Raw genomic sequence first — 23,972 nt, forward strand, 5'->3', positions numbered from 1 at the left:
GATAACGTTTTCTCATTTTTCTTTCATTCTGTTTATTTACATTTTTTAGTGTAATGATTGCGATAGAAAGTCATGAGGGATTCTCAATTCTTCAAAAATATACTTTACACATTCTTCTTTTCAAAGCGAAGCACATTCCATGATGCTTTTTCTAAAATTGACTCTAAACGTCCACCATCCTGCTTAAATTTTTTGCTCTTTTTTGGGAAAACACTCTGAGTTACCGAAGAGTTCGTTGCTTTTAAATCTGGACCTGTCACGATAATATGCTCTTTGATAAAATATCCTTCCATACCACGGAGATCTACTTCAAAGCACACATTATCTTCAAGATTTCTATTTACAGCAAAAATAGTAAGTTCCTCGTTCTCTTCATTCCAAACAGCTACCGACTCAACGTCTGTCACTGCATCGTGGTTTTCTGTTTTATGTTTTGTAGAAGTTAAAACTGGCTGTAATACTACTCCTCTACCAAAGCGAGAAGTATGCATAAAAGGATAAAAGGTAGTTTATTTCCACACCTTACCTCCATTTGCATCACTCATAATAGGAGCAATGACATTAACAAGTTGAGCCATACAAGCCATTTTAATACGATTCGCATTTTTCAGTATTGTGATCAACATCAATCCCACTAGCAAAGCGTCTTCAAGAGTATATACATCTTCCAACAGTTGTGGAGCAACTTGCCATGGATTATTTTTTTGGGTACTTTCATCCGCTTCTTTTGAATGAAACCAAAATACCAAGAAATATCTGATGATATTAGAAGTCAAATTGTTTCACACCACTATCAGATTGGAAAGATGATTCCGACAGAGTTACAATTACAAAAAACCTATCAAGTCAGTCGTCATACTGTGCGCGAAGCTATTTCCATTCTTGTTAATGAAGGTTATTTGAAGCGCGAAAAAGGCTCTGGAACTTATGTTTTAAAAAAAGAAGAACATCAAAATGATGCTTCCTCTTTTCGTGAACAAAAAACAATTGGAGTGATTACGACTTATATTTCAGATTATATTTTCCCTTCAATCATTCGTGGGATTGAAAAAGTCCTGAGCACAGAAGGTTATTCACTCTTATTGGCTAGTACTAATAATGATTATTTACAAGAAAAAGAATGTTTGGAGAAAATGATTGAATTTGGTGTTGATGGGTTAATTGTTGAACCAACTAAAAGTAACCAATACAATCCTAATTTGGCCACTTATGTTAATTTAAGGGAACATAATATTCCCGTATTAATGATCAATGCGACTTACGAAGAAATCAATACTCCTTTTATTTGTGTTGATGATGTAGAAACAGGTTTTGTAGCAACGCAAGAATTAATTGAGAACCACCATCAAAATTTACTATTAATTACAAAAATTGATGATTTACAGGGAAAATATCGGATGAAGGGATTTATAAAGGCGTGCGAAAATAACAAAATAAAAATCACTTCAGATTCTATCATTACTTTTACGACTGAAAACATGTCGAGCATTTATGAAGATGTTCTTGAAAAACTAAACGATCATCCTGAAATCACTGGGATCGTTTGTTACAATGATAAATTAGCAAGTTCCTTAATCAAAAAGTTATTGGAAAATGGGAAGCAGATTCCAGAACAGTATTCCATTGTGGGAAATGATGACTCTACTTTAAGTATTATTGGCGGTGTTAGTCTCACAACCACAGTACATCCAAAAGAAAACTTAGGAATTGATGCAGCGAAGTGGATTGTTTCAACTATTGAGACAGGAGTCAATCAAGATAATATTTTGTATCACCCTACACTTGTCAAACGTGAATCTGTAAAAAAATTGTAGAAAAATGGCATCAAGTGATTTAGGATTTGGGACAGTTTCACAAATTTTTAGCTGATTTCCTAGTATTAATGAGCGATTTAAAAGTATGGATTGAGATTTTGAAAAAACATGAATCTGGTAATACCAAGAATTTTCAAAATTATGATAAACCTTTCGACGCTGTTCACTTATGCTATGCCCCTAAAATATCCTATCCAGTGCAAAGAGCAATTTCACCTCGAATTTTTTGCAAACGATCAAAACAAAAAGGACTTGTCATAAATCAAAACAAGTCCTTTTTGTATTCACTCTGAATCTCCGAAGCGTAGAGATTTTCTTTAATTTATAGGTCTTTTTGGCCGTGTTTATAGTCTTGGTTTATAGAAATTTCGGTTTCCTAGGGGCCAGATTCTTGGGCTGAATTCGCCTGGTTCGAGTGTGTTGATTGCTGTTGACATCATCATCATGGTGGCATCCATCATGTCGATTTGGTGAATGATTTCTGCTTCCATAATTTGTGGGCGGATGGGGCTTCCGTATTCGAGCTCGCCATGATGGCTTAGAAGGCAGTGACGCAATAAAATAAGGTCTTCATTGTCATCGTCAAATCCTAGTTCAACGGCGATTTTACTGACTTCTTCGTCAATCAAGACGATATGTCCAAGTAAATTTCCTCTGAGGGTGTAGGTTGTGTTTTCTGTTCCTGAAAATTCAAGACATTTCGCCATGTCGTGGAGAAGACATCCCGAAAGCATCAAACTTAAATTGAGTTGAGGATAAACGTCGCAGATTTGTTCTGCTAATTTTAGCATGGTTGTCGTGTGGTAAGCTAGTCCGCCTTCAAATGCGTGATGGTTTGTTTTTGCTGCTGGAAAGGTGTAAAACTCATGGTCAAATTTTTTTAAGATGGCGCGTACGATTCGATTCCATGTGGGATTTTCAATTTTGAATACGATCGATTGTACGTATTCTCGAAGTTCTTTTTCATTCATCGGTGATTTTTCTTTAAAATCTTTGGGATGATGAGGTTCGTTATCGTTTGCTAGGCGCATTTGAATTTTATTGACTTGTGGCATTCCATTATAGAGTTCTTTTTGAGCTTTCATAAAAACGACACGACCAGCTCTGAATTGTTCAACTGCTTTGGGATTTGCATCCCAAACATTTCCATTGATGGTTCCTGAACGGTCTTGAAAACTAAGGGCTAAATATTCTTTGCCTGCTCGTGTTTGTCTTAATTCAACCGATTTGATGAGATAATATCCTTCAAACGTTTGATTGATTTGTAGATTTTGGATCAGTGTCATTTTGTACCTCCAGAGCATTGCTCAATTAGTCATTTTCGTCTTCTTCATTGAACCCTAGAAGGCTTTTACTTGCTTGATCATCGATACTGTCAATGTTTCGTAATTGGCGATTCATGACGTTCGTTCGTGTGGTAATCAAGGTATTGATTTCTTTTTCAGATTGTTGCAGACGTTCGTGAACTTTCTTGAGTGATTTTTCAAATTTGCCAAATTCTGTCTTGACAGCGCCTAAAAGCTCGTAAACTTCTGATGATTTTTGCTCGATTTGTAGTGTTTTAAATCCCATTTGTAAACTGTTTAGCACTGCGGTCATTGTGGTTGGACCTGTGACATTGACTTTATAATCTCTTGAAATTTGCTCGTAAAGTTCGGGATTATTGACCACTTCCATGAATAATCCTTCTGTCGGGAGAAACATGATCGCAAAATCAGTTGTTTTTGGAGGGGTAATGTATTTTTCCGAAATGGATTTGGCTTGCGCTTTGACGGCAGTGAACAGTGCTTTTCTTGTGGTTTCAATTGTTTTGGTGTCGCTGCCTTCGAGTGCGGTTTGAAGGCGTTGATAATCTTCCATTGGAAATTTCGAGTCGATCGGAAGAAGAACTTCTCCGTCTGCTGTTTTTCCTGGCATCACGACGGCATAATCGACTGCATTATTGCCTGCAATATTGACTTGCTCGCGATATTGGCTGCTGGTGAAAATTTGTTCTAAAATTCTTCCCAGTTGAATTTCGCCAACGATTCCACGTGTTTTGACACCTGTCATGACTTTTTGGAGACTATCCACATCGCTTGCGAGCGTGCGCATCTCACCGAGTCCTTCTTCTACATTTTTCAAATGTAGCGTCACCTGCTCAAAGCTCTGTGAAATTCTTCTGTTAAGTGTTTCTTGTAGCTTTTCATCCACTGTTTCTTGGATTTGCGTGAGTTTTTTATCATTATTTTCTTGTAATTCTCTAAATTTATGATCAAACTTATTCGTGATGGCTTCTGTCAGTACTGACAGATTTTCTGTGAGTTTCTCAGTAGTCTGGGTCAATCCTGATGAGATTTGGGTAAGTTTGTGTTCATTTGATTCTTGCAAATCCTTGAATTGATGATCAAATTTTGCATTGATATTTTCTGTCAGTACTGACAGCGTTTGATTCATGTCATTACTGACAGAACGAAGGTTGCTAGACGATTCTTGGCGATTCTGTCCGAGTTGTTGATTCATGTCTTGACGTAATTCAGAGAGCATTTGATTTAGATGATTGAGTTGGTTGGTCGTACTTTGCTGGCCTGTTTTTTTGAAAAAATTGGCTAACCCTAATCCGATAATGAGAATTAGGAGGATAATAATGATAATTTCCACATTTTACCTCTGTTGTGTATTAAAACTTTCTAATTTTTAATGAGTTTTGGTACTGTTTTTCTAATGACATCGCAAGGCGCTACTGGATTACTGTTCGATGAATGGTGGATTTTTTCCAATACCAAACGCTAAGGAATCAGATCATCTTGTGATCTCACGTTTTTTATTTTAATTTATTTTTTAATTTTTTGATATTTTCTTCGATATTCCCGTTAAAGACAAAACTTCCAGCTACAAAAATATTGGCCCCTGCTCTTTTGGCAGATGTGATGGTTTCATCTGTGATTCCACCGTCCACTTCAATTTCAAAATGAAGTGATTTTTCTGTGCGAAGAGCATCTAACATGCTGACTTTTTCAATGGTTTCTGGAAGAAACTTTTGACCACCAAATCCTGGATTAACGGTCATGACCAAAACCATATCAACAAGCGATAATACTGGTTTTATGAGTTCAACTGACGTTCCTGGATTGATGACGGCCGCAGCTTTCATTCCTGCATTCTTAATTTGTTGGAGTGTGCCATGGAGATGTGGTGTGGATTCGACGTGAATCGACATGCTGTTTGCCCCTGCTTTTTTTAGTGGTAAAATGTATTTTTCAGGATGCTCAACCATCATGTGACAATCAAAAAAAAGAGTCGTATGTGGTCGAAGTGCAGCAACAACACCAGCACCAAAAGTTAAGTTATCTACAAAGTGACCATCCATAATGTCAATGTGGAGGACATCCGCACCTGCAGCTTCTAATTTTTGGACATCACGTTCAAAATTTCCAAAATCTGCTGATAGGATTGACGGTGCAATTTTATTTTTCATAACTTCTCCATTCGTATCGTTTATGATATTGATTTTATTTTTTTACTCTAAAAAAGGCTTTATTTACTGATATGACTGAAAATATGGTCAGAATAATCAATGCTATAAATAAAATCACTTGTAAGAGTGGAGGAATTTGAGGTTTAAAGAAGATCAAAATCCCCCATAAGAGTACGGTCATTAAAAAGCTGAATTCTTTAAACACAAGACTTTCTTTACCCTTGTTTTTTTCTTTTTTTGGCATAAATTTCCCTCGTTTTATTGATTTCGCTGAGGAGTTGTAGGTAGTTGTCGTATCTACTTTGTAAGATCTGATGCGTCTCAACAGCTTTTTTTACAGCACATTCTGGTTCGTGTGTGTGTGTACATTCTCGAAATTTGCAGCCGTGGCTGATTTGCGCAAGCTCTAAAAATGCCTGATTGAGTGCTTGTGGGGTGTCAATTTCATAGTCTAAACTTGAAAATCCAGGAGTATCTGCAATGAGTCCGTGTGCGACAGGATAAAGCTCGACGTGACGTGTGGTGTGTCTGCCACGACCGAGTTTTTCTGATATTTCACCTGTTTCAAGTTTCATTTCTGGAGCAATTTTATTTAATAACGTGGTTTTTCCAACTCCCGTTTGGCCCATGAATACGGTTACTGTTTCATTGAATTGGCTTAACAGTTCGTTTTTTTCAAAACATACGACGTAACCTATTTTCTCATAATTTTCTTTTACTTCTCTAATTTCATCTAAATTTTCTAATAAATCAAGTTTTGAGATGTAAATAATGGGACTGATTTTTTTATGTTCTAAGAATGCAAGAAAACGATCAAGTAAATTCAAACTAAAATTGGGATTCACCGTGCTCATCACGATCACGGCTTGGTCAATATTTGAAATGGATGGGCGAATCAGCTGATTCTTACGTTCTTTAATTTCTAGGATGTAACCTTCTGAATTTTCTTGTGTCGAAAAGTCAACAAAATCGCCAACAACTGGTTTCATGCCTTTTTTTCTAAAATTCCCACGTGCTCTTGTCTGATAGATCACTCCATCAGAAGCGACATTATAAAAACCTGCTAGAGATTTCACGATGCGTCCATTTTTTATCATGATTCAATTATACCAAAAAAAGGCTTCACTGTAAGCCTTTTTCTGTTTTTCACGTGATTTTTTATTAATTAAGAACTTTTATTTGAAGCGTTTTTACACCCCAAGCAGAAGCTTGCGCTGTTGTAGGGAGGTGAACATCAATGTGATTTCCTTTGATGGCGCCACCTGTGTCTCCAGCAATCGCAATGCCATAGCCTGGAACTTCAAGGAGTGAGCCTAGTGGAATGACACTTGGATCAACTGCGATACACATCGGATTCGTTCTTAAATCGATTCCCATTGCAGTGGTTGTTCCGACTTCTTGCCATGAATAGGCGGTGGCAAGTACAGTCAATACACGCGATCCCGTAACGGGTGTTTGTGTTTGTGGTTGTGGCTGTGGTTGATTAGATGAAGTGGGTTGATTTTGTGAAGAAGGTGCAGCGTTTGAAGTGTTTGCTGCTTGATCAGCGTGATCCGTCGTTGCGGCTGCTGCTTGGGAGGCTTTTGCTGCTTGGGCTATTTTTTCTTCACGTTGCGCTTGCTCAGCGGCAGCTTGAGCTTGCATTTTTTCTAACAATTGTTTATTATTACTAATCTTACTTTGTAAACCAGAGATATCTCCTTGAAGACTTTGTACCTGTGTTTGATAATTTTTTTCCTTGCTGAGCAGCTCTTGATGCGTGGCAACCAACTTGATTCTCATGTTTTCTAGTGAACGTTTGGTGTCTTGAAGCGTGATGACTTGGTCGCTTTCTGCCGTCATCACGATATTAAGATTTGTCAGTTTTTGGATCATGCTGGTCAAACTTTTTGAGGAGGTAATAATGTCCACAATGGAGAGTGCTGTCCCACCACTTGATTGAATGGAACGCATTTGTTCAGAAATCGAGCGATTGAGATTTATCTCGTCTTTTTGGGCTTGTGTGATTTTTGCTTCCAAAGTCTTGATGTCTTCTTGACTTTTTTTCACAGCAGTTTGTGAGGCATTCGCTTTGCCATAGAGTGCATTGACTTGCGAAAGCTCTGTGTTTAATTGCGATTGAAAGGATGCGATTTGTGCGTTGACATCTCCTTGAGCTTGCGCTGATGTATCAGCACTGATGGGATTTCCAATAAAAATGAATCCTGCCACTCCTGAAATCAAAGCGAGCAGAATCATTTTTTTACGCATTAAATTTCTATTCTTCATATTACGTTATTTTAACATAAATCTGCTCTTTTTGCGTTACATTACAATTAAAATTATATCAATGAAATATTAAATATTTCATTTTCATGAATATTTACTGTACGATTTCGATTAAAAATTTCTGTCAGTACTGACAGAAATTTTTTGTTTCATTAACGGATTTCTGCATTTAATTTTTCAATCAAATGAGTGGTAATTTTTGCCATGGCATTTGTGATTTCGTCATCAGTCATGCTTTGTTCTGCGGTTTGGAATGTCAAAGTATAAGCCATTGATTTTTTGTGTGCAGGGAGATTGATGCCTTGATAGACGTCAAATAACTCAACTTTAGTCAATGTTTTGACACGGCTGTCAGTAATGACAGAAATAACATCCGCATTTGTAAGTTTTGCGTCGAGTAACATGGCAATATCACGCGTGACAGCTTGTACTTTTGGAATTTCCTTGAAAATTGTTTGTGCTGGTTTTAATTCAAGCATCGCTTGTAAATCAAGTGCTGCCACGTAAGTTTCAGAAATGTCATATTTTTTAGCGGTTGCTGGGTGGATTTGTCCAACAAATCCAATATGGTGGCCATTAGCAGCAATGACTGCAGTGCGTCCAGGATGCATGCTTGGCATCTCAGAAGTCGCTGTGAACGTGAGGTCTTCATATCCTGAAAGTATATTTTCAACAATTCCTTTCACATGAAAGAAATCGACTGGAGTTGCTTTGTGACTGTATGAAGCATCAACAACATTACCAGAAATTGCCAAAGCAAGGTTTGGCACTTCTATGGGACGTCCATCTTGCGCTGTACTTGGAAGAAAGATATTTCCGACTTCGTAAATCGCAACGTTTGAGATTTTACGGTTTTGATTGTAATTGATAATGTCAAGAAGTCCAGGAATCATGTTCACGCGCAAGGTTTGACGTTCTTCTGTCATTGGCATCAAAAGTGAGGTCGTAGGGAAATTTTTCTCAGCAATCATTTCCGTTGCTTTTTCTTTTGTCACTAATGAATATCCGATCACTTCTGAAAGACCATTCGCTTCAGCACTCGTACGCACCTTGCGGCGCAGTTTTTGGAGTGGTGTCAACTCACCAGCTTCATCTCCTAAAGGAAGCGTGCTTGGTAAATTATCATAGCCATAAATTCGAGCCACTTCTTCTACAAGATCTGCTTCAATGCTAATGTCCCAACGCCGTGATGGAATTTCAACAACGAATTTTTCACCCGCTTCAATCGTAACACCAAATCCAAGCTGAACAAAGATTTTTTCAACCGTATCAAGATTCAAGTTTGTCCCTAAAGCAGCATTCACACGACTTAATGTAATGCTTGTGACGACTTTTTTAGGCTGATAGTCACTACTTTCAACAACACCTTGCAACACCGCTCCACCTGCAAGTTCTGCAATCATCGCAGCAGCGAAATCAAGCGCTTCGGTAACTAATCCTTCATTAACGCCCTTTTCAAATCGGCTGGATGCTTCGCTACGTAAGGCAAATTTTTGAGATGTTTTACGGATGGAAGTTCCATTAAATAAAGCGGCTTCGAGTGCGACCGTTGTCGTTTCGTTTGTAATTTCACTATCAGCACCGCCCATCACACCTGCAAGCGCAACAGGGACACCATTTGAGGTAATGACAAGATCATCCGCCGTCAAATCGCGTTCAATATGATCAAGCGTCGTTAATTTTTCACCGTCCTGTGCTGTACGAACAAGGATTTCATCACTTCCAAAACGATCAAAATCAAAGCTGTGAAGTGGTTGTCCATAATACATCAAGATAAAATTCGTGACATCCACAACATTATTAATCGGACGTACTCCCGCATTCATCAAGCGCGTTTGCAACCACAATGGACTTGGTGCAATTTTTACGCCCTCAATCACACGAATCTTGTACGTTGGAACTTTGTCAGTACTGACAGAAACACTGATTTTCTCACTGGTTCTTTTTTGAATTTCTGTCAGTTCTTTTGTTGGAAAATGGACAGGAAGTCCATAAATTGCGCCGACTTCATACGCAACACCACGCATCGAAAGAGCATCCGCACGGTTTGGTGTGATTGATAATTCAATGATTTCGTCATCCATATCAAGATAAGAGAAAATCGAATCACCAACGGTTGCGTCCGCTGGCATTTCAAAAATCCCCTCCTCATGTTTCATTGGATTAATTTTTTCATCAACTCCAAGCTCATCAAGCGCACAAAGCATTCCGAGAGATTCAACACCACGAATTTTACCTTTTTTGATTTTATAATTGTCCGCAATGCGAGCACCCACAAGTGCCACAATTACTTTCATCCCCACACGAACATTTGGCGCCCCGCAAACAATTTGTAATGCTTCATCAGCCCCAACATTAACTTGTGTGATATGCAAATGTGTTTCAGGAATAGCTTCACTTGATAAAATTTCTCCCACAACAAGTTTTGACAACCCTTCCTGTGGACTTGTCACTCCTTCAACTTCAATGCCTGTTGTTGACATCTTGTATTCCAAATCAGCTGGTGTCGCTGTAAGCTCTGGAACAAGTTCTTTTAACCATTTATAACTTACTAACATATTATTTTTCCTTTTTAAGCTTTCACTTCTATCTTGTTTTTTAACCGATCACATTCATGTCATTTTCCAAATTGTTCCAAGAACCGTACATCGCCTTGATAGAATCCACGAATATCATTGATTCCATAACGGAGCATCGCAATACGTTCTTGACCAAGCCCGAAAGCAAAACCAGAATAAACAGAAGCATCTAAACCAGACATTTCAAGGACATTGGGATGGACCATACCTGCACCAAGAATTTCAATCCAGCCTGTATGTTTGCAGACGTTACATCCTTTTCCGCCACATTTGAAACACGAAATATCAACTTCAACAGAAGGTTCAGTAAATGGGAAATAGCTTGGACGCCAGCGGAGTTCACGGTCTTGACCAAACATTTTTTTCATGACCAAATCAAGCGTTCCTTTAAGATCTGCCATTGTGATATTTTTATCGACAACCAACCCTTCAATTTGATGGAATTGGTGGCTGTGTGTCGCATCATCTGTATCACGACGATAGACACGACCAGGAGCAATCATACGAAGACCACCTTTTGAGAAATCATGCGCATCCATGGTACGTGCTTGCATTGGACTTGTGTGGGTCCGAAGTAATGTCTCATTAGTGATATAAAAAGTATCTTGCATGTCACGCGCGGGATGATCTTTAGGGAGGTTCATGCGTTCAAAATTGTAATGATCTGTCTCAACTTCGTAACCATCCACAACTTCATAGCCCATGCCAAGAAATATTTCTTCAATCTCATCTTGCGTTTGAGTCAAGATATGACGGCTTCCTTTTTTCACAGCATTTCCTGGTAATGTCACATCGAGTGACTCTTTTTTGAGTGCGGCATTCATGGCAAGCGTTTCAAGTTCTTGTTTTTTAGCGTCAAAAGCCACTCCAAATTTATCACGAAATGCGTTAGCGAGCCCACCAATTGCAGGACGTTCTTCTTGACTTAACGACTTCATTCCTTTAAGGATTTCCGTGAGTTCTCCTTTTTTCCCAAGGACGACTGTACGCAACTCATTTAGTGCTTTTTCGTCCGTTGCTTCTTTTAAGGCCTTGAGCGCACGTTGACGTAAGGTTTCAATGTTTTCTTCTAAAGACATAATTTCTCCTCTTTTATTTGGATTAGAAATGAAAAAAGCACCGACTTTTTTCACTCCTTAAAGGAGCGGAAAAACCGCGGTACCATCCTATTTTATCACTTAATTTTTTCTATTTAATTTTACATAAGGTGAACTTCAGTCCTCTTTTGCCCGTGCAACTTTCAGTCGGTGATTGCACTCCCTTTTGACAAGCTAAAAACTTACTCTTCTTATGTTTCATCTTTCATTTTATCACTTTTTTGAGGTTTGTCAATGATGAGCGTTTTCTTTTGGAAATAAAGTCGAGGATTTTAAAACGCTTGCGATTGCTCGTGTGGTTCGAGTGACATTTTCTTTACCGGAACGCAGTGCTTCATTGAGCGATTGTGCCTTTTCTAGGATACCAAAAATCGCAGTGATGCCCTCATCATAAAGTACATCACTTCCCTCACCGATAAATCCTGCAAGCGCAAAACATGGTTTCTTGTACTGTTGAGCAATTTTTGAGACGCCATAAGGCACTTTGCCAAATTTTGTTTGAGCATCAATCCCGCCTTCTCCTGTAAAAACAAAATCTGTCGTTTTGATTTTTTCGTCTAATGCCAAAAGTCCTGTGACGAGATCAACGCCCCGCACCATTTTTGCTGGGGTAAATGCGAGAAGTCCTGCGCCTAAACCACCTGCTGCGCCTGCTCCCGCCTGATTTTTCACTGAAATTTTGCAATCTTTTTGAATCCTGTTTGCATAATGCGCAAGTGCTTCATCAAGCACTGTAACCATTTGAGGCGTCGCACCTTTTTGCGGGCCAAAGACAAAAGATGCGCCGTTTGGTCCACAAAGTGGATTAGACACATCGCTTGCAATCAAAAACTCGACTGTTTTGATCCGAGGATCAAGCGTCGCAAGCGCTATTTTTTCAAGTGATTTCAATGCGCCACCACCAAGCTTAAGGGGCAGATGATTCGCATCCAATAATTGAACCCCAAGCGCCTGTGCCATACCAGCACCTCCGTCATTTGTCGCACTTCCACCGAGTGCCATCACGATTTTTTTGACCCCTAAATCAAGCGCCGCTTTTATCAGCTGGCCCGTCCCGTAAGTCGTCGTCACTAAGGGATTTCTTTGATCAGGCGGAAGTTTTTCAAGTCCACTTGCTTGCGCCATCTCGATCACGGCTGTTTTTTGATCGCCTAAAAGTCCAAAACTCGCACTGACTTCTTGATCGGGTAAGGGACCTGTGACGTTGAGGGTGATTTTTCTGCCCTGTGTGGCCTCAATCAGCGTCTCCATCGTTCCTTCGCCACCGTCAGCCATGGGGACTTTGATGATTTGAGCTGTTGGAAAAACCGCTCGTATGCCTTTTTCCATCGCACCGCACACTTCTTTTGCGCTCATGCTTTCTTTGAAAGAATCTGGAGCGAGTACAAATTTTGGTGTCATTTTATGCTTCCTTCCTATTTTTTTAGTATTTTTATGGTCTCTCTTTATTTTAAAATAAATGAACCCTAAAAGCGAGAATATGAGTGTGATCATTAGCTATTTTTTGTCACTGAGAGTCAAAAAAATTTCTGTCAGTACTGACAGAAATTTTTTAGCGGGCCTCTTATCCCCAAACGGATTCTAAGACATTCGTTTGTTCACGTCCTGGGCCGACAGAGAACGTTGAAATTCGAACACCGACAAGTTCCCCAACACGACGGACATAATTTCGTGCTGCTTCTGGAAGTTCTTCAAGTGTCCGCATCCCTGTGATGTCCTGCGTCCATCCTGGTAATTCTTCATAGACAGGACGACACTCAGCTAATTCTTTAAGACTTGCTGGATAGTGACTAATGCGCTCTCCATTCGCTTTTTCATAAGCCACACAAATCTTAACGGTATCAAGCCCTGTCAGCACATCAATGGAGTTCAAACTGAGATTTGTCAGTCCTGACACACGTTTAGAGTGGCGCATTACAACGCTGTCAAACCATCCCACACGTCGAGGACGTCCTGTCGTTGTTCCATATTCGTGCCCAACTTCACGAATTTGATGCCCCACTTCATCAAAAAGCTCCGTTGGAAAAGGACCATCTCCAACACGTGAAGTATAAGCTTTACAAACACCAACAACCGTACTAATTTTTGATGGGCCAACACCAGAACCAATTGTCACTCCTCCTGCAACAGGATTAGAAGACGTCACAAAAGGATACGTGCCTTGATCAATATCCAACATGACCCCTTGTGCGCCTTCAAAAAGGACACGTTGTCCATTATCGAGTGCTTCATTTAAAATCACTGAAGTATCACAGACATATTTTTTAAGCGCTTGACCATATTCATAGTAAGGTTCAAAAATCTCATCAAATTCGATGGGCTCAGAATCATACATTTTTACGAATTCACGATTTTTACTCTCGAGATTCGCACGCAGGCGCTCCTCAAAGATTTCTTTATCCAGTAAATCTGCGATGCGGATGCCAACACGTGCTGCTTTGTCCATGTATGCAGGACCAATTCCTTTAATTGTTGTCCCGATTTTATTTTCCCCTTTTGCTTCTTCTTGGAGAAAATCTAATTTTTTATGATAAGGCAAAATCACATGCGCCCGATCTGAAATTCTTAGATTTTCGGTTGTGACTCCATTTTTGTGCAGATAGTCTAATTCTTCAATCAAGGATTTAGGATTAACGACCACTCCATTTCCGATAACAGATGTTTTTTCTGGAAAGAAAATTCCTGATGGAATCAAATGCAATTTATATTTTTTTCCTTCAATAACAACGGTGTGACCTGCATTATCTCCGCCTTGATAACGCGCGATGACTTCTGCATTATTACTGAGAAAATCGGTGATTTTCCCCTTTCCTTCATCTCCCCACTGTGTTCCGACAACGACTACTGATGGCATCATATTCTCCTTTTTGGACAGTTTGTCCATTCTAAAATATTTTGCACACTCTGTCAGTACTGACACATCTTTAGCGCTGACAGCTGGCATTTTTGTCAGTACTGACAAAAGCTCCTCTTGCACGTTATTTCTATTTTATCAAATTTTATTCCACTTGATAAGCTGATTTTCAATGGATGTCATAAAAATCTTTTTATCGTTCGGAAATAGCACTCATTTTGATCTATATTAGTGAAAAATCGTTAAAAAAAATCTTATTTTTACTAAAATAAGAATCTGGTGCGTGGTTTTTTTATCATAAAACTTTTTCTTTCATAAAAAGCTTCCTGCAATCATCAGTGCAGTTAATCCTGCAACGAGATAGATTCCTTGGCGTGACGTTTTTTCTTTTAATGTCACACTGGAAACTAAAATTCCATAAAGTGATGTCATGTTTAAAAAAATCCATCCTAAAGCAGCCATTTTATCTGCAGTCACTAATACAAAGGTGAAGTGCGTAACAATGGTTAAAAATGCCCGTAACAAGTAAAGCAAGGTATTCTTTTTTGTAAAGGTCCATTTCTTATTTTTCCACGAGCGTTGATAAACAAAAAACATAATCAATGAAATGATAAATCGTAAACTTAATGTTGCCAGTGTAAAAGCAATAATCGTCCGAAAATTTTGATGAAAATGACGTGTAAGTAGTGGATTTCCAAATGCTTGAGCCACTAATAAAGGAACGATAAGAAAAATTCCAAATAAATATTTTTTGAAATCCGTTCTTTTTCTCAACCAAACCATCACAATCAACGTAGAAATCACTGCTAGAATATACGTTCTGATTGAAAAAGTTCCTGTTGCTAAAAAAACAGCAATAGGAATGAAAAAGTCCGCAATTTTTGCTGATATGACGGATTCAAAAACAGTCATATTTCGATATAATGCTGAAAAGCCAATCGCTACAAACTGTGCTAAAGCTGCATAGATAAGGACTCTCCAATCAAAAATCATCTTCCAAAAGGGAAAATAAATCGCAAGCGCAATAATTAAAAACATACTAAATAAATTGTTAAAAAGATTGACTTGAAGCACTGAGTTTTTCTGAATCCCAATCTGATAACGATCAATGACGATTGTTACTCCTCGTGAAAGAGCAGAAAGTATCGCTAAAAAAACGACCCAAAATAAAGTTAATGCCATCCGAATTCCCCTTTTTAAATGAACTGTCTCTTTTTAAATAAAGCCAATATTTTTGAATGCGTCAACAAAATGATTTGAGACAGCCTTTACACTTGATATTTTCCATTTATATTTGTATTATATATATTATCAGAATTCTCGTCAACACACTTTTAAAAATAAAATCGCAGATTTGAGAAAAAGGAGAAATTTATGGATACTTCTTATGGAGAAACAGAAAAAAGACTTAGGATTTCTAGAAATGTTGAAGCTAAAGAGATGGCAAGTGACGTCATTTCTTATCAACAAATTATGAAATTTGAAAAAGGTCAAACGATGATTAGTGCGGATAAATTGATCTATCTTCTTGAATTTCTTAATGTTTCGATGGATGAATTTGAATACGCAAGGCACTTAATCTTAGGGGATTCCGACATCTTTTTTAATCAAAAAATTGAAACAGCCTTTCGCCATAAAGATCAAGCAAAACTAAGAACGCTCCTCAAAATAACCAAAGAGCAAATCAAGAAAACACCAAATAACCGCCATTTTCTTATTCATATGATTGAAATCAAATCTGCACTTTTAAAACTCAATGCTCATCTAAAAATTCCAAAAAATGAAATTCAGAAACTTTATCATTACCTTTCAAAAATAAAGGAATGGGCACAATCTGATGTTATACTTTTTTTAAACTGCATTAATCTTTTTGATGACATTCAACTCATCACACTTGTTCATCGGATGATTTATCCTGATACTCACGACATTCTTTCTACTCATACACAAACTCAAATCAATCTCGCCCTCTTAAAAGTCATTAGTATTTTTACGAAAAGAAATGATTTTTCTCATATCCGAGAATTATTTTTATATTTAGATGAGCACATTCACTCTGATATTAATACCTCTGAACGTGCGTTACTCGCTTATCACAAAGCACTTTTTAATTATTGTCAAGAACCAAATGCCAATCATTTGGAAAAATTAAAACAATTTATTTCTGCTTTCGAATTGATCGGATGTTTCGATATTGCAAATGATTTGGATCGAGAAATTACATATTATCATGCTTATTTTTCGATCTAAAAATAATTTTAAAAAAGTTGAGCACACCAGTACTTTTTGATAAAATAAGAGCATGGATAAAATCATTAAATCAATGTCTAAAAATGGACACTTTCGGGCCTTTGTATTGGATGCAACTCAAACGGTTCGTGAAGCACAAAAGCGGCATCATACCTGGCCAACTTCAACAGTAGCACTTGGACGGACACTCATTGCAGCACAAATTTTAGGTGCAAATGAAAAAGGCGATGAAAAAATTACCGTCAAGGTCCTCGGCGACGGTGCGCTTGGTGCGATTGTGGCGGTTTCCGACAGCAAAGGAAATGTCAAAGGTTATGTCAAAAATAAAGAACTGGATTATAAAAAAGGATCAACTGGTGAGGTTTTAGTGGCTCCATTTGTTGGAAATGGCTTTTTTGTCGTCATCAAGGATTTGGGATTAAAGCAGCCATACTCTGGAAAAGTAGATTTGATTACTGGTGAAATCGGAGAAGATTTGGCTTGGTATTTTCTAAGCTCTGAACAAACGCCTTCTTCTGTTGGACTCAATGTTTTGCTTGATGAATCAGAAGACACAGTCAAAGTTGCTGGAGGGTTCATGCTTCAAGCAATGCCAGATGCACTTGAGGATGAGATTACACAGATTGAAAAAAATATCAAAGCAATGCCATCCATTGCGACGTTGTTAACATCAACGGATGCACTGTCTCAAATGTTACACGCGATTTATGGTGATCTGCCGTTCACCCTTCTTTCACAAAGTCCACTTTCCTTTTCATGTGATTGTTCAAAAGAACGTTTTCGTGACGGGATTCGTACACTTGGTGCACAAGCCATTACTGAAATGATTGAAGAAGACCATGGCGCTGAGGTGATTTGCCAATTTTGCAATCGCAAATATGAGTTTTCACAAGAGGAACTCCATGCACTGATTTTGAAGTGATAAGCGTATTTTTGTGTTCTGTCAGTACTGACAGAATACTTTTTTTATTTTTAAAAGCTCAAAAATCAAAAAATGACGTGAAACATGCTAAAATAGAAACTATGACTATGGAAAATCGCTACAATGCACCTTTTAAAATTGGTGACATTAACATACAAAATAAAATCGTCCTTGCCCCGATGGCAGGCATTAACAATAAAGCGTTTTTGAAAACCGCAAAAGAATTCGGAGCTGGGCTGGTTGTGACTGAGATGATTTCCGATAAAGGAATCGAACATCGCAACGAAAAAACGCTCGGAATGATGGACTTTGAAGGTGTGCCACATCCACTTTCCATGCAGATTTTTGGCGGTGAAATTGACACTTTAGTTGAAGCAGCTAAATTTGTAGAAAAAAATACAGTCGCAGACATTATTGACATTAATATGGGATGTCCTGTCCCAAAAGTAACGAAAAATGAAGCAGGTTCTCGACTTTTACTCGATCCAGATAAAGTCTATGATGTTGTAAATGCGGTCAGTAACGCCATTTCAAAGCCATTGACAGTCAAGATTCGTCTGGGCTGGGACAATGATCATCTTTTTTGTGTTGAAAATGCTAAAGCAATTCAAGCAGCCGGTGGAGCTGCTGTTGCCATGCACACCCGCACAAAAGCACAGCAATATACAGGAAACGCACAGGACAATTGGCACTGGCTGTCCAGATTGACAGAGGCCGTACACATTCCTGTTATCGGCAATGGCGATGTCAAAACACCAGAGGATGCCAAAAAAATGATTGATGAAACAGGAGTCTCTGCTGTAATGATGGGGCGTGCAGCACTTGGAAATCCATGGATTTTACATCGTACTGAACATTTTTTACGCACGGGTGAGTTGCTAAGTGAGCCACCGGTCGCAGAAAAAATGGAAATCGCAAAACTCCATTTGGCACGATTGGTCGAACTCAAAGGGGATGAGATTGCTTCGCGTGAATTTCGTCAGCACGCAGCTTATTATCTCAAAGGTGCAAAACGTGCCAGTAAGATTAAACTTGCAATCAACTCCTCTCAATCACAAGCTGAAATCGTAGCGATCATTGACGAATTCGTCGCAACCTATCCTGTTTAACTCCTTTTATTTCTGTCAGTACTGACAGAAATGAAAAATTAAAAAACTGAGCACAATGCTCAGTTTTTTCTAATGAAATGAAGCTAATCACTCTTTTTTTAATGAAGATTTTTCAGTTTTACACCACTTTATTTTTTCTCTTATTTATCTTGTCAGTGCTGACAGATCTGTTTTGGCACGTGAAAGACGTTCGCTTTCAAGCTGTCCGACGGATTTGACTCCTTCGACCTGATTTCCATTTGCATTGACTGCTGTTCTGATATTTTCAAGCTGTCGGATGGTGCGATCGAGCTGAATTAAATTTTGCATATCATAATCAAAAGTATAGTTACTGATTTCTCGCTTCGCTTTTTTTAGATGAATGATTGCTTTTTCAATTTCTTCTGTAGCTTTTGTTGTACGCATGAGTTCTCCTTTTCTTTTGTCAATGGCTTTGTTTTCATTATAACGCAATTCTACACTTTATGCACGCTTTTTTCTCAAAAAAAAACAGTCTCAAAGACTATTTTTTTAGTTCTCTAAATCGACTTTTCGGATAAGAAAAATCACCAATCACTTCATGCACATTGATAATAGAGGCAAAGGCATTGGGATCCACATGTGCTAACCCTTGTCTTAATTCCTGAATTTCGCTTGGATTAAGCACCACATAAATGACTTCTTTTTGATTTCCTGAATAAGCACCTTCTCCATGAAGATACGTCGCACTTCTTCCAAACTCATGAATGATCATGTTTGAAACTTCTTTATGTTTATCCGTAATGATCAACATTCCTTTTACAGTATATCCACCCGATTGAACAATGCCAACCACTTGAGCAGCGACAAAGCTTGCAATCAACGTGTACATCATCTGTTCAAGATTAATATAAGACAGTGATAACGTCAAAACAATCGCATCAAAAACAAAGAATGTTTTCCCAACAGCAATTCCTCTTTTGACTTGAAAAAGTTTGGCAATAATATCAGCGCCACCTGTCGTCCCACCATATCTAAAGACAAGTCCAATCCCCGTTCCTGCAAATAATCCCGCAAGTAAAGCTGCAACTAATAAATCATGATGAATGTTCAGTGTGAACGGAATTCTTTGAAAAATAAACATCCAAATGGATAAAGAACTAATCCCCCAAATCGTATAAAAGAACGTTCTTCTTCCCAAAAAACGATAACCAATAAATAAAAGTGGAATATTCAAAATCATGTTTGAATAAGAGGGATCAATCTGGAGCAAAAAATGGAGCATTAATGATACCCCAGAAACACCGCCCTCAGCCAGATGATTTGCCATATTAAATTCCACAAAACCAAACGCATAGAGTGCTGTACCCAGTGCAATGACTAGAAAGTTTTTAACATGTAAACTCAGTTTTTTCATCGTATTCCTTTTCTAAATTTCAATGATGATTTTTGATCATCATCCCCTCATTAATCATCCACTTCCTCGAATTTTCCAAGCACGCGCACATTTTCTGAAATCGAAACAAACGCATGAGGATCGTATTTTGCAATGACGTGTTTAAAATCTTGATATTCATACATCGTGATGACCGAAAATAAAACCGTTCTTTTTTGATGCGTGAATCCACCTTCAGAATTATTTAAAATGGTCACCCCATGATTAAATTTCTCAAACAATTTTTGTACCAGCAAATCTGGATTTTGAGTGACAATCATTACTTGAAGCCGTTTTTGACGCGTAAAAATCGCATCTTGAACCCGCGAATTGACAAAAATCGCAATGATAGAATAGAGCATGTATTCCCAACCAAATAAAGCACCAGCGATGAATACGATGACCCCATTAACAATAAAACTCAATGTTCCAACCGTACGTCCATTTTTTTTTCGCATGTAAAGACTAACAATGTCCGTCCCACCAGAAGAAATCCCTGATTTCATCGCATTTCCAACACCAAATCCCATGATTGCCCCACCAAAAACAGCATTGATTACAGGTTCATTGGTCAGTGTTGTCACAGGAATAAAGTGAATGAAAACAGAGCTCATCACAATCGTGATTAGTGTATAAATCGTGAATTGCTTTCCAATTCCGCGCCAGGCCAGTGCGATCAATGGCACATTGACCAAAATCAACGTCACTGAAATCGGCAAAATATTATGTCCTGTTACACGTACAATTAATTCTGAAACAACCTGTGCCAACCCTGTCGCACCAGAAGCGTACACATGACCAGGTTGATAGAAAAAGTTCAATGCAAATGAGGAGAACACTGCATAAACTACTGCCGCTGAAAATTTGTTCGCCAGTTTTTCAGCACCGATAGACTTTAAAAGATGATAAATTCCTAATTGATTTAAGAATTTTCCAAGATATTTATTTATTTTCGTCTGCAAGTTTAATACTCAATTCTTCTAGCTGTTTTTCAGCGACGCTAGATGGCGCTTGTGTCATCGGATCCGTTGCTTTATTATTTTTTGGAAAAGCAATGACTTCACGAATATTATCCTTTTTCGCAAGTAACATCACAAAACGATCGAGTCCAATTGCTAATCCTCCGTGTGGGGGGAATCCATAATCCAATGCTTCAAGTAAAAATCCAAATTGTTCTTGAGCTGATTCAAGACTAAAACCAAGTGCTTCAAGCATTGTTTCTTGCAACTCGCGTGTGTTAATTCTCAAAGAACCTCCACCCAATTCATAACCATTAAGGACAATATCATATGCGTGTGCGCGAACTTTTTGTAAGTCAGAAGCTTCAAAACTTCCATCAGCACTTAAAAATTCTCGCGTTTCAATAGTCGGTAAAGTAAACGGATGATGAGCGGACATATAACGCCCTTCTTCATCAGACCACTCAAACATTGGCCAATCAATCACCCAAAGAAAATTAAATTTCCGATAATCAATCAATCCCAACTCACGTGCTAAAGTTTGACGCAACGCCCCTAAAGCAGCATTCGCAACCGTTAATCGATCGGCAACAAATAAAACTAAATCATTTTCTTCAAGCGCTAATTTTTCTGTCAGTGCTGACGAGATTTCTGTCAAGAATTTAGAAACGCCACCTGTCAGCACCCCATTTTCAAATTTCGTCCATGCAAGTCCCTTAGCTCCATTTTGCTTGGCTTGTTCTGTCAGTTTATCGATGCCTTTACGTGAATATTTTTTTGCAGCATTTTTGACCACTAAAGCTTTAACGACAGGTGCTTCTTCAAAGACTTTAAACCCTGATTTTTTTGTCAGTACTGACAGATCTTGTAAACACATCTCGTAGCGTGTGTCTGGCTTATCAGACCCATAAAAATTCATCGCATCATCATATTTCATTCGTGGAAAAGGTAACGTGACATCGATTCCTTTCACCTCTTTCATGACTTTTGCAATCAATCCTTCAGTTAATGTTTGAATTTCTTCTTCATCCAAAAACGACGTTTCTAAATCGACTTGTGTAAATTCTGGTTGACGATCCCCACGCAAATCCTCATCTCGAAAACACTTTACAATTTGATAATACCGATCAAGCCCAGCCGTCATCAAAAGTTGTTTCATCAATTGTGGCGATTGAGGAAGTGCATAAAATTCCCCTTTATTCACCCGTGAAGGGACCAAATAATCGCGTGCTCCTTCCGGTGTTGATTTGTTCAAAAATGGTGTTTCAACATCAATAAACCCTGCCCCATCCAAGTATTCACGAATTGCATGTGTCGTCGCATGACGCATTCGAATATTTTTAAGCATTTCAGGACGACGTAAATCAAGATACCGATACTTCATCCGTGTATCATCAGAAACTTCCACATCATCTTTGATTTCAAAAGGAGTTGTTTTTGATGTCGATAAAATCGTGATGTCCTGCGCATCAATTTCAATGCTTCCTGTTTTCATTTTCTCATTTTTACTGGCACGTTCAATGACTTTTCCAGTCACTTCAACCACAAATTCGTTCCTAATTTTGTCTGCTGCCTGTGCCACGCGCTCACTTGCCTCATCTGGATTAATCACAACTTGGACAATTCCTTCACGATCGCGTAAATCAATAAAAACTAATCCTCCAAGATTACGTCGCTTTGCGACCCATCCTTTGAGTGTAACGATTTGTCCAATATATTCTTGCGTGATATTTCCTGCATAATTTGTTCGTTTCATTTTTTATCTCTTTTTATTCTTTTCTTCATTTTTAAGCGGCTCGTTTTTTTCTCACTGCTTTTAAAATTCTTCCTCTACATAAAGGGCTTCAAAAACAGGAGCAAATCCATCGTAAATTGCACTCAACGTTGTCTTCACTTCTTTTCTGGTCTTATTGTGTTTTACTGTTACATTCCCAGTTGAGACCTCTTCTTCTCCAAGCACAATAATAAGATCCGCGTTCATCTTCTCAGCAGTTTTAAATTGTGCTGGTAATTTACGATTTGAAAAATCACGTTCCACTTTAAAAGCTTGTTCGCGTAAACGCTCAACCAATCGACTTGCTTCAAGATTAGCTTCTTCTCCCATTACGGCAACATAAACGTCTAATCCATCCTCTTGCATAAAGTCAATTTCTTGCGCTTGTGCAACCATCAGGAGTCGCTCAATTCCAAGTCCAAAACCAAAAGCGGGCGTTTCAGGACCATCAAAATACTCCACTAAGCGATCATACCGTCCCCCACCACAGACTGTCAATTCCTTTTGATCAATCGTTACGACAAATTCAAAAATCGTATCGTTATAATAATCAAGTCCACGGACCATATTTTTATCCACGACATAATCTATCTCAAGTTTTTCAAGTAACCGTTTGACTTGAGCAAAATAGTGCTCTGAAGCTTGCGTGAGATGATCCAAAATTGAGGGTGCATTTTTGACAATCTCAATATCCTCAGGTTCTTTAGAATCCAAGACCCGTAACGGATTTTCGTGCAATCGACGCTGACTGTCCTGTGAGAGTTTTGACTCAAACGGTGTTAAATAATCAATCAAAGCCTCACGATATGCTTTTCTACTTTCCAAATCCCCTAAAGTATTCAGATGTAAGGAAATCCCAGAAACCCCCAATTGGCGGAAATAACTGTCTGCCATCGCAATTACTTCAACATCCACTGCTGGATTTTTAACGCCTAAACACTCCACACCAAATTGATGAAATTCTCGTAAGCGCCCTGACTGAGGTTGTTCATAGCGAAACATCGCTGCATCATACCAGAGTTTTACAGGCTTTAACACTTCTGGAGCGTAAAGTTTATTTTCAATATAAGCACGTACCGCAGAAGCCGTTCCTTCTGGACGTAGTGCAATGTGACGTCCCCCTTTATCCATAAAATCGTACATTTCTTTTGTCACAATATCACTCGTCTCACCCGTTGCTCGACTAAATAATTCATAGGATTCAAACAGTGGTGTACGAATTTCTTTAAAATTGTAATCACTAAAAACAGCACGTGCCATTTCTTCAAGATATTGCCATTTTGCTGAATCAATAGGCAAAACATCAGCTGTCCCTTTGGGTTTTTGTAATTTCATTAGATTTCCTTTCTGATCAATAAAACGTAATACTTTCTATAATTAAGGATGGTTTAAAAAAGCACCCTAAAGCTAAAAGCCTTAGGGCGCCAATGAACGCTGTACCACCTAAATTCGCTCTGTCAACAGAGCCTTTGATTAGCGATAACGGAGCCACCGAT

General features: G+C 38.4%; 20 protein-coding genes and 1 pseudogene. 4 read left to right on the forward strand and 17 right to left on the reverse strand.

Translation table 11 applies throughout. The features are described from left to right. Positions 1-104: 104 nt before the first annotated feature. Positions 105-776, reverse strand: a pseudogene (locus GHI93_RS12960) (alpha-L-arabinofuranosidase C-terminal domain-containing protein). On the opposite strand from GHI93_RS12960, the gene GHI93_RS01370 reads away from it, so the two are divergent. After that, positions 732-1,814, forward strand: coding sequence for a GntR family transcriptional regulator (locus GHI93_RS01370; RefSeq protein ID WP_153494900.1), 1,083 nt, complete (start codon positions 732-734; stop codon positions 1,812-1,814). The pseudogene GHI93_RS12960 and the gene GHI93_RS01370 sit on opposite strands and share 45 nt — an antisense overlap. A 344-nt stretch (positions 1,815-2,158) precedes the next feature. Here the strand turns inward: GHI93_RS01370 and GHI93_RS01375 are convergent, their stop codons facing one another. The 11 genes from GHI93_RS01375 to GHI93_RS01425 form a co-directional block, all read right to left on the reverse strand. After that, positions 2,159-3,100 (reverse strand): 3'-5' exoribonuclease YhaM family protein, encoded by a 942-nt coding sequence (locus GHI93_RS01375; RefSeq protein WP_153494902.1) that lies wholly within the window; start codon positions 3,098-3,100, stop codon positions 2,159-2,161. Between the two features lie 25 nt (positions 3,101-3,125). Next, positions 3,126-4,454, reverse strand: a complete 1,329-nt coding sequence (locus GHI93_RS01380) for a DNA recombination protein RmuC (protein ID WP_343030292.1) — start codon at positions 4,452-4,454, stop codon at positions 3,126-3,128. A gap of 163 nt (positions 4,455-4,617) precedes the next feature. Beyond that, positions 4,618-5,271 (reverse strand): ribulose-phosphate 3-epimerase, encoded by a 654-nt coding sequence (rpe, locus tag GHI93_RS01385; protein ID WP_153494904.1) that lies wholly within the window; start codon positions 5,269-5,271, stop codon positions 4,618-4,620. Between the two features lie 34 nt (positions 5,272-5,305). Next, positions 5,306-5,515 (reverse strand): hypothetical protein, encoded by a 210-nt coding sequence (locus GHI93_RS01390; RefSeq protein WP_153494906.1) that lies wholly within the window; start codon positions 5,513-5,515, stop codon positions 5,306-5,308. After that, positions 5,487-6,368, reverse strand: a complete 882-nt coding sequence (gene rsgA, locus GHI93_RS01395) for a ribosome small subunit-dependent GTPase A (RefSeq protein WP_153494908.1) — start codon at positions 6,366-6,368, stop codon at positions 5,487-5,489. Before rsgA ends, GHI93_RS01390 begins: the two co-directional genes overlap by 29 nt. A gap of 64 nt (positions 6,369-6,432) precedes the next feature. After that, positions 6,433-7,521, reverse strand: coding sequence for a 3D domain-containing protein (locus GHI93_RS13135; RefSeq protein WP_170272358.1), 1,089 nt, complete (start codon positions 7,519-7,521; stop codon positions 6,433-6,435). 170 nt (positions 7,522-7,691) lie between these two features. Then, complete coding sequence (pheT, locus tag GHI93_RS01405; protein ID WP_153494912.1) at positions 7,692-10,097, reverse strand: phenylalanine--tRNA ligase subunit beta; 2,406 nt, start codon at positions 10,095-10,097, stop codon at positions 7,692-7,694. A 59-nt stretch (positions 10,098-10,156) separates the two neighbouring features. Next, a complete protein-coding gene (gene pheS, locus GHI93_RS01410) occupies positions 10,157-11,197 on the reverse strand; it encodes a phenylalanine--tRNA ligase subunit alpha (protein ID WP_153494914.1) in 1,041 nt (346 codons plus the stop codon). Between the two features lie 249 nt (positions 11,198-11,446). Then, complete coding sequence (locus GHI93_RS01415) at positions 11,447-12,616, reverse strand: glycerate kinase family protein (protein WP_153494916.1); 1,170 nt, start codon at positions 12,614-12,616, stop codon at positions 11,447-11,449. Positions 12,617-12,779: 163 nt separating this feature from the next. Next, positions 12,780-14,069 (reverse strand): adenylosuccinate synthase, encoded by a 1,290-nt coding sequence (locus GHI93_RS01420; RefSeq protein ID WP_153495147.1) that lies wholly within the window; start codon positions 14,067-14,069, stop codon positions 12,780-12,782. A 312-nt stretch (positions 14,070-14,381) separates the two neighbouring features. Continuing rightward, positions 14,382-15,251, reverse strand: a complete 870-nt coding sequence (locus GHI93_RS01425; RefSeq protein ID WP_153494918.1) for a hypothetical protein — start codon at positions 15,249-15,251, stop codon at positions 14,382-14,384. 192 nt (positions 15,252-15,443) lie between these two features. Here GHI93_RS01425 and GHI93_RS01430 point away from each other — a divergent pair, with 192 nt between their 5' ends. From GHI93_RS01430 to dusB, 3 genes are all read left to right on the forward strand, one after another. Further along, positions 15,444-16,319, forward strand: a complete 876-nt coding sequence (locus GHI93_RS01430; RefSeq protein WP_153494920.1) for an Rgg/GadR/MutR family transcriptional regulator — start codon at positions 15,444-15,446, stop codon at positions 16,317-16,319. A 52-nt stretch (positions 16,320-16,371) separates the two neighbouring features. Continuing rightward, complete coding sequence (gene hslO, locus GHI93_RS01435; protein WP_153494922.1) at positions 16,372-17,241, forward strand: Hsp33 family molecular chaperone HslO; 870 nt, start codon at positions 16,372-16,374, stop codon at positions 17,239-17,241. Positions 17,242-17,342: 101 nt separating this feature from the next. After that, on the forward strand, positions 17,343-18,350 hold the full coding sequence (gene dusB, locus GHI93_RS01440; protein WP_153494924.1) for a tRNA dihydrouridine synthase DusB: 1,008 nt from the start codon (positions 17,343-17,345) through the stop codon (positions 18,348-18,350). 144 nt (positions 18,351-18,494) lie between these two features. Here the strand turns inward: dusB and GHI93_RS01445 are convergent, their stop codons facing one another. From GHI93_RS01445 to hisS, 5 genes are all read right to left on the reverse strand, one after another. Beyond that, positions 18,495-18,755: a hypothetical protein gene (locus GHI93_RS01445; protein ID WP_153494926.1), complete on the reverse strand. Its 261-nt coding sequence runs from the start codon at positions 18,753-18,755 to the stop codon at positions 18,495-18,497. 97 nt (positions 18,756-18,852) lie between these two features. Next, positions 18,853-19,725: a YitT family protein gene (locus GHI93_RS01450; protein WP_153494928.1), complete on the reverse strand. Its 873-nt coding sequence runs from the start codon at positions 19,723-19,725 to the stop codon at positions 18,853-18,855. A gap of 50 nt (positions 19,726-19,775) precedes the next feature. Continuing rightward, positions 19,776-20,705 carry a YitT family protein gene (locus GHI93_RS01455; RefSeq protein ID WP_170272359.1) on the reverse strand — a complete coding sequence of 310 codons (930 nt, stop codon included), beginning with the start codon at positions 20,703-20,705 and terminating at the stop codon, positions 19,776-19,778. Continuing rightward, positions 20,686-22,458 (reverse strand): aspartate--tRNA ligase, encoded by a 1,773-nt coding sequence (aspS, locus tag GHI93_RS01460; RefSeq protein ID WP_153494930.1) that lies wholly within the window; start codon positions 22,456-22,458, stop codon positions 20,686-20,688. Before aspS ends, GHI93_RS01455 begins: the two co-directional genes overlap by 20 nt. Before the next feature lie 60 nt (positions 22,459-22,518). Next, a complete protein-coding gene (gene hisS, locus GHI93_RS01465) occupies positions 22,519-23,811 on the reverse strand; it encodes a histidine--tRNA ligase (protein WP_153494931.1) in 1,293 nt (430 codons plus the stop codon). Positions 23,812-23,972 lie beyond the last annotated feature (161 nt).

The organism is Lactococcus hircilactis (assembly GCF_009601015.1).
Classification (GTDB): domain Bacteria; phylum Bacillota; class Bacilli; order Lactobacillales; family Streptococcaceae; genus Lactococcus; species Lactococcus hircilactis.

Bases quoted from the DNA above. Each gene is read 5' to 3' on its own strand.
- GHI93_RS01370 (WP_153494900.1), top strand. From the start codon at position 732: ATGAAACCAAAATACCAAGAAATATCTGATGATATTAGAAGTCAAATT.
- GHI93_RS01375 (WP_153494902.1), bottom strand. From the start codon at position 3,100: ATGACACTGATCCAAAATCTACAAATCAATCAAACGTTTGAAGGATAT.
- rpe (WP_153494904.1), bottom strand. From the start codon at position 5,271: ATGAAAAATAAAATTGCACCGTCAATCCTATCAGCAGATTTTGGAAAT.
- GHI93_RS01390 (WP_153494906.1), bottom strand. From the start codon at position 5,515: ATGCCAAAAAAAGAAAAAAACAAGGGTAAAGAAAGTCTTGTGTTTAAA.
- rsgA (WP_153494908.1), bottom strand. From the start codon at position 6,368: ATGATAAAAAATGGACGCATCGTGAAATCTCTAGCAGGTTTTTATAAT.
- GHI93_RS13135 (WP_170272358.1), bottom strand. From the start codon at position 7,521: ATGCGTAAAAAAATGATTCTGCTCGCTTTGATTTCAGGAGTGGCAGGA.
- pheT (WP_153494912.1), bottom strand. From the start codon at position 10,097: ATGTTAGTAAGTTATAAATGGTTAAAAGAACTTGTTCCAGAGCTTACA.
- pheS (WP_153494914.1), bottom strand. From the start codon at position 11,197: ATGTCTTTAGAAGAAAACATTGAAACCTTACGTCAACGTGCGCTCAAG.
- GHI93_RS01415 (WP_153494916.1), bottom strand. From the start codon at position 12,616: ATGACACCAAAATTTGTACTCGCTCCAGATTCTTTCAAAGAAAGCATG.
- GHI93_RS01420 (WP_153495147.1), bottom strand. From the start codon at position 14,069: ATGCCATCAGTAGTCGTTGTCGGAACACAGTGGGGAGATGAAGGAAAG.
- GHI93_RS01425 (WP_153494918.1), bottom strand. From the start codon at position 15,251: ATGGCATTAACTTTATTTTGGGTCGTTTTTTTAGCGATACTTTCTGCT.
- GHI93_RS01430 (WP_153494920.1), top strand. From the start codon at position 15,444: ATGGATACTTCTTATGGAGAAACAGAAAAAAGACTTAGGATTTCTAGA.
- hslO (WP_153494922.1), top strand. From the start codon at position 16,372: ATGGATAAAATCATTAAATCAATGTCTAAAAATGGACACTTTCGGGCC.
- dusB (WP_153494924.1), top strand. From the start codon at position 17,343: ATGACTATGGAAAATCGCTACAATGCACCTTTTAAAATTGGTGACATT.
- GHI93_RS01445 (WP_153494926.1), bottom strand. From the start codon at position 18,755: ATGCGTACAACAAAAGCTACAGAAGAAATTGAAAAAGCAATCATTCAT.
- GHI93_RS01450 (WP_153494928.1), bottom strand. From the start codon at position 19,725: ATGAAAAAACTGAGTTTACATGTTAAAAACTTTCTAGTCATTGCACTG.
- aspS (WP_153494930.1), bottom strand. From the start codon at position 22,458: ATGAAACGAACAAATTATGCAGGAAATATCACGCAAGAATATATTGGA.
- hisS (WP_153494931.1), bottom strand. From the start codon at position 23,811: ATGAAATTACAAAAACCCAAAGGGACAGCTGATGTTTTGCCTATTGAT.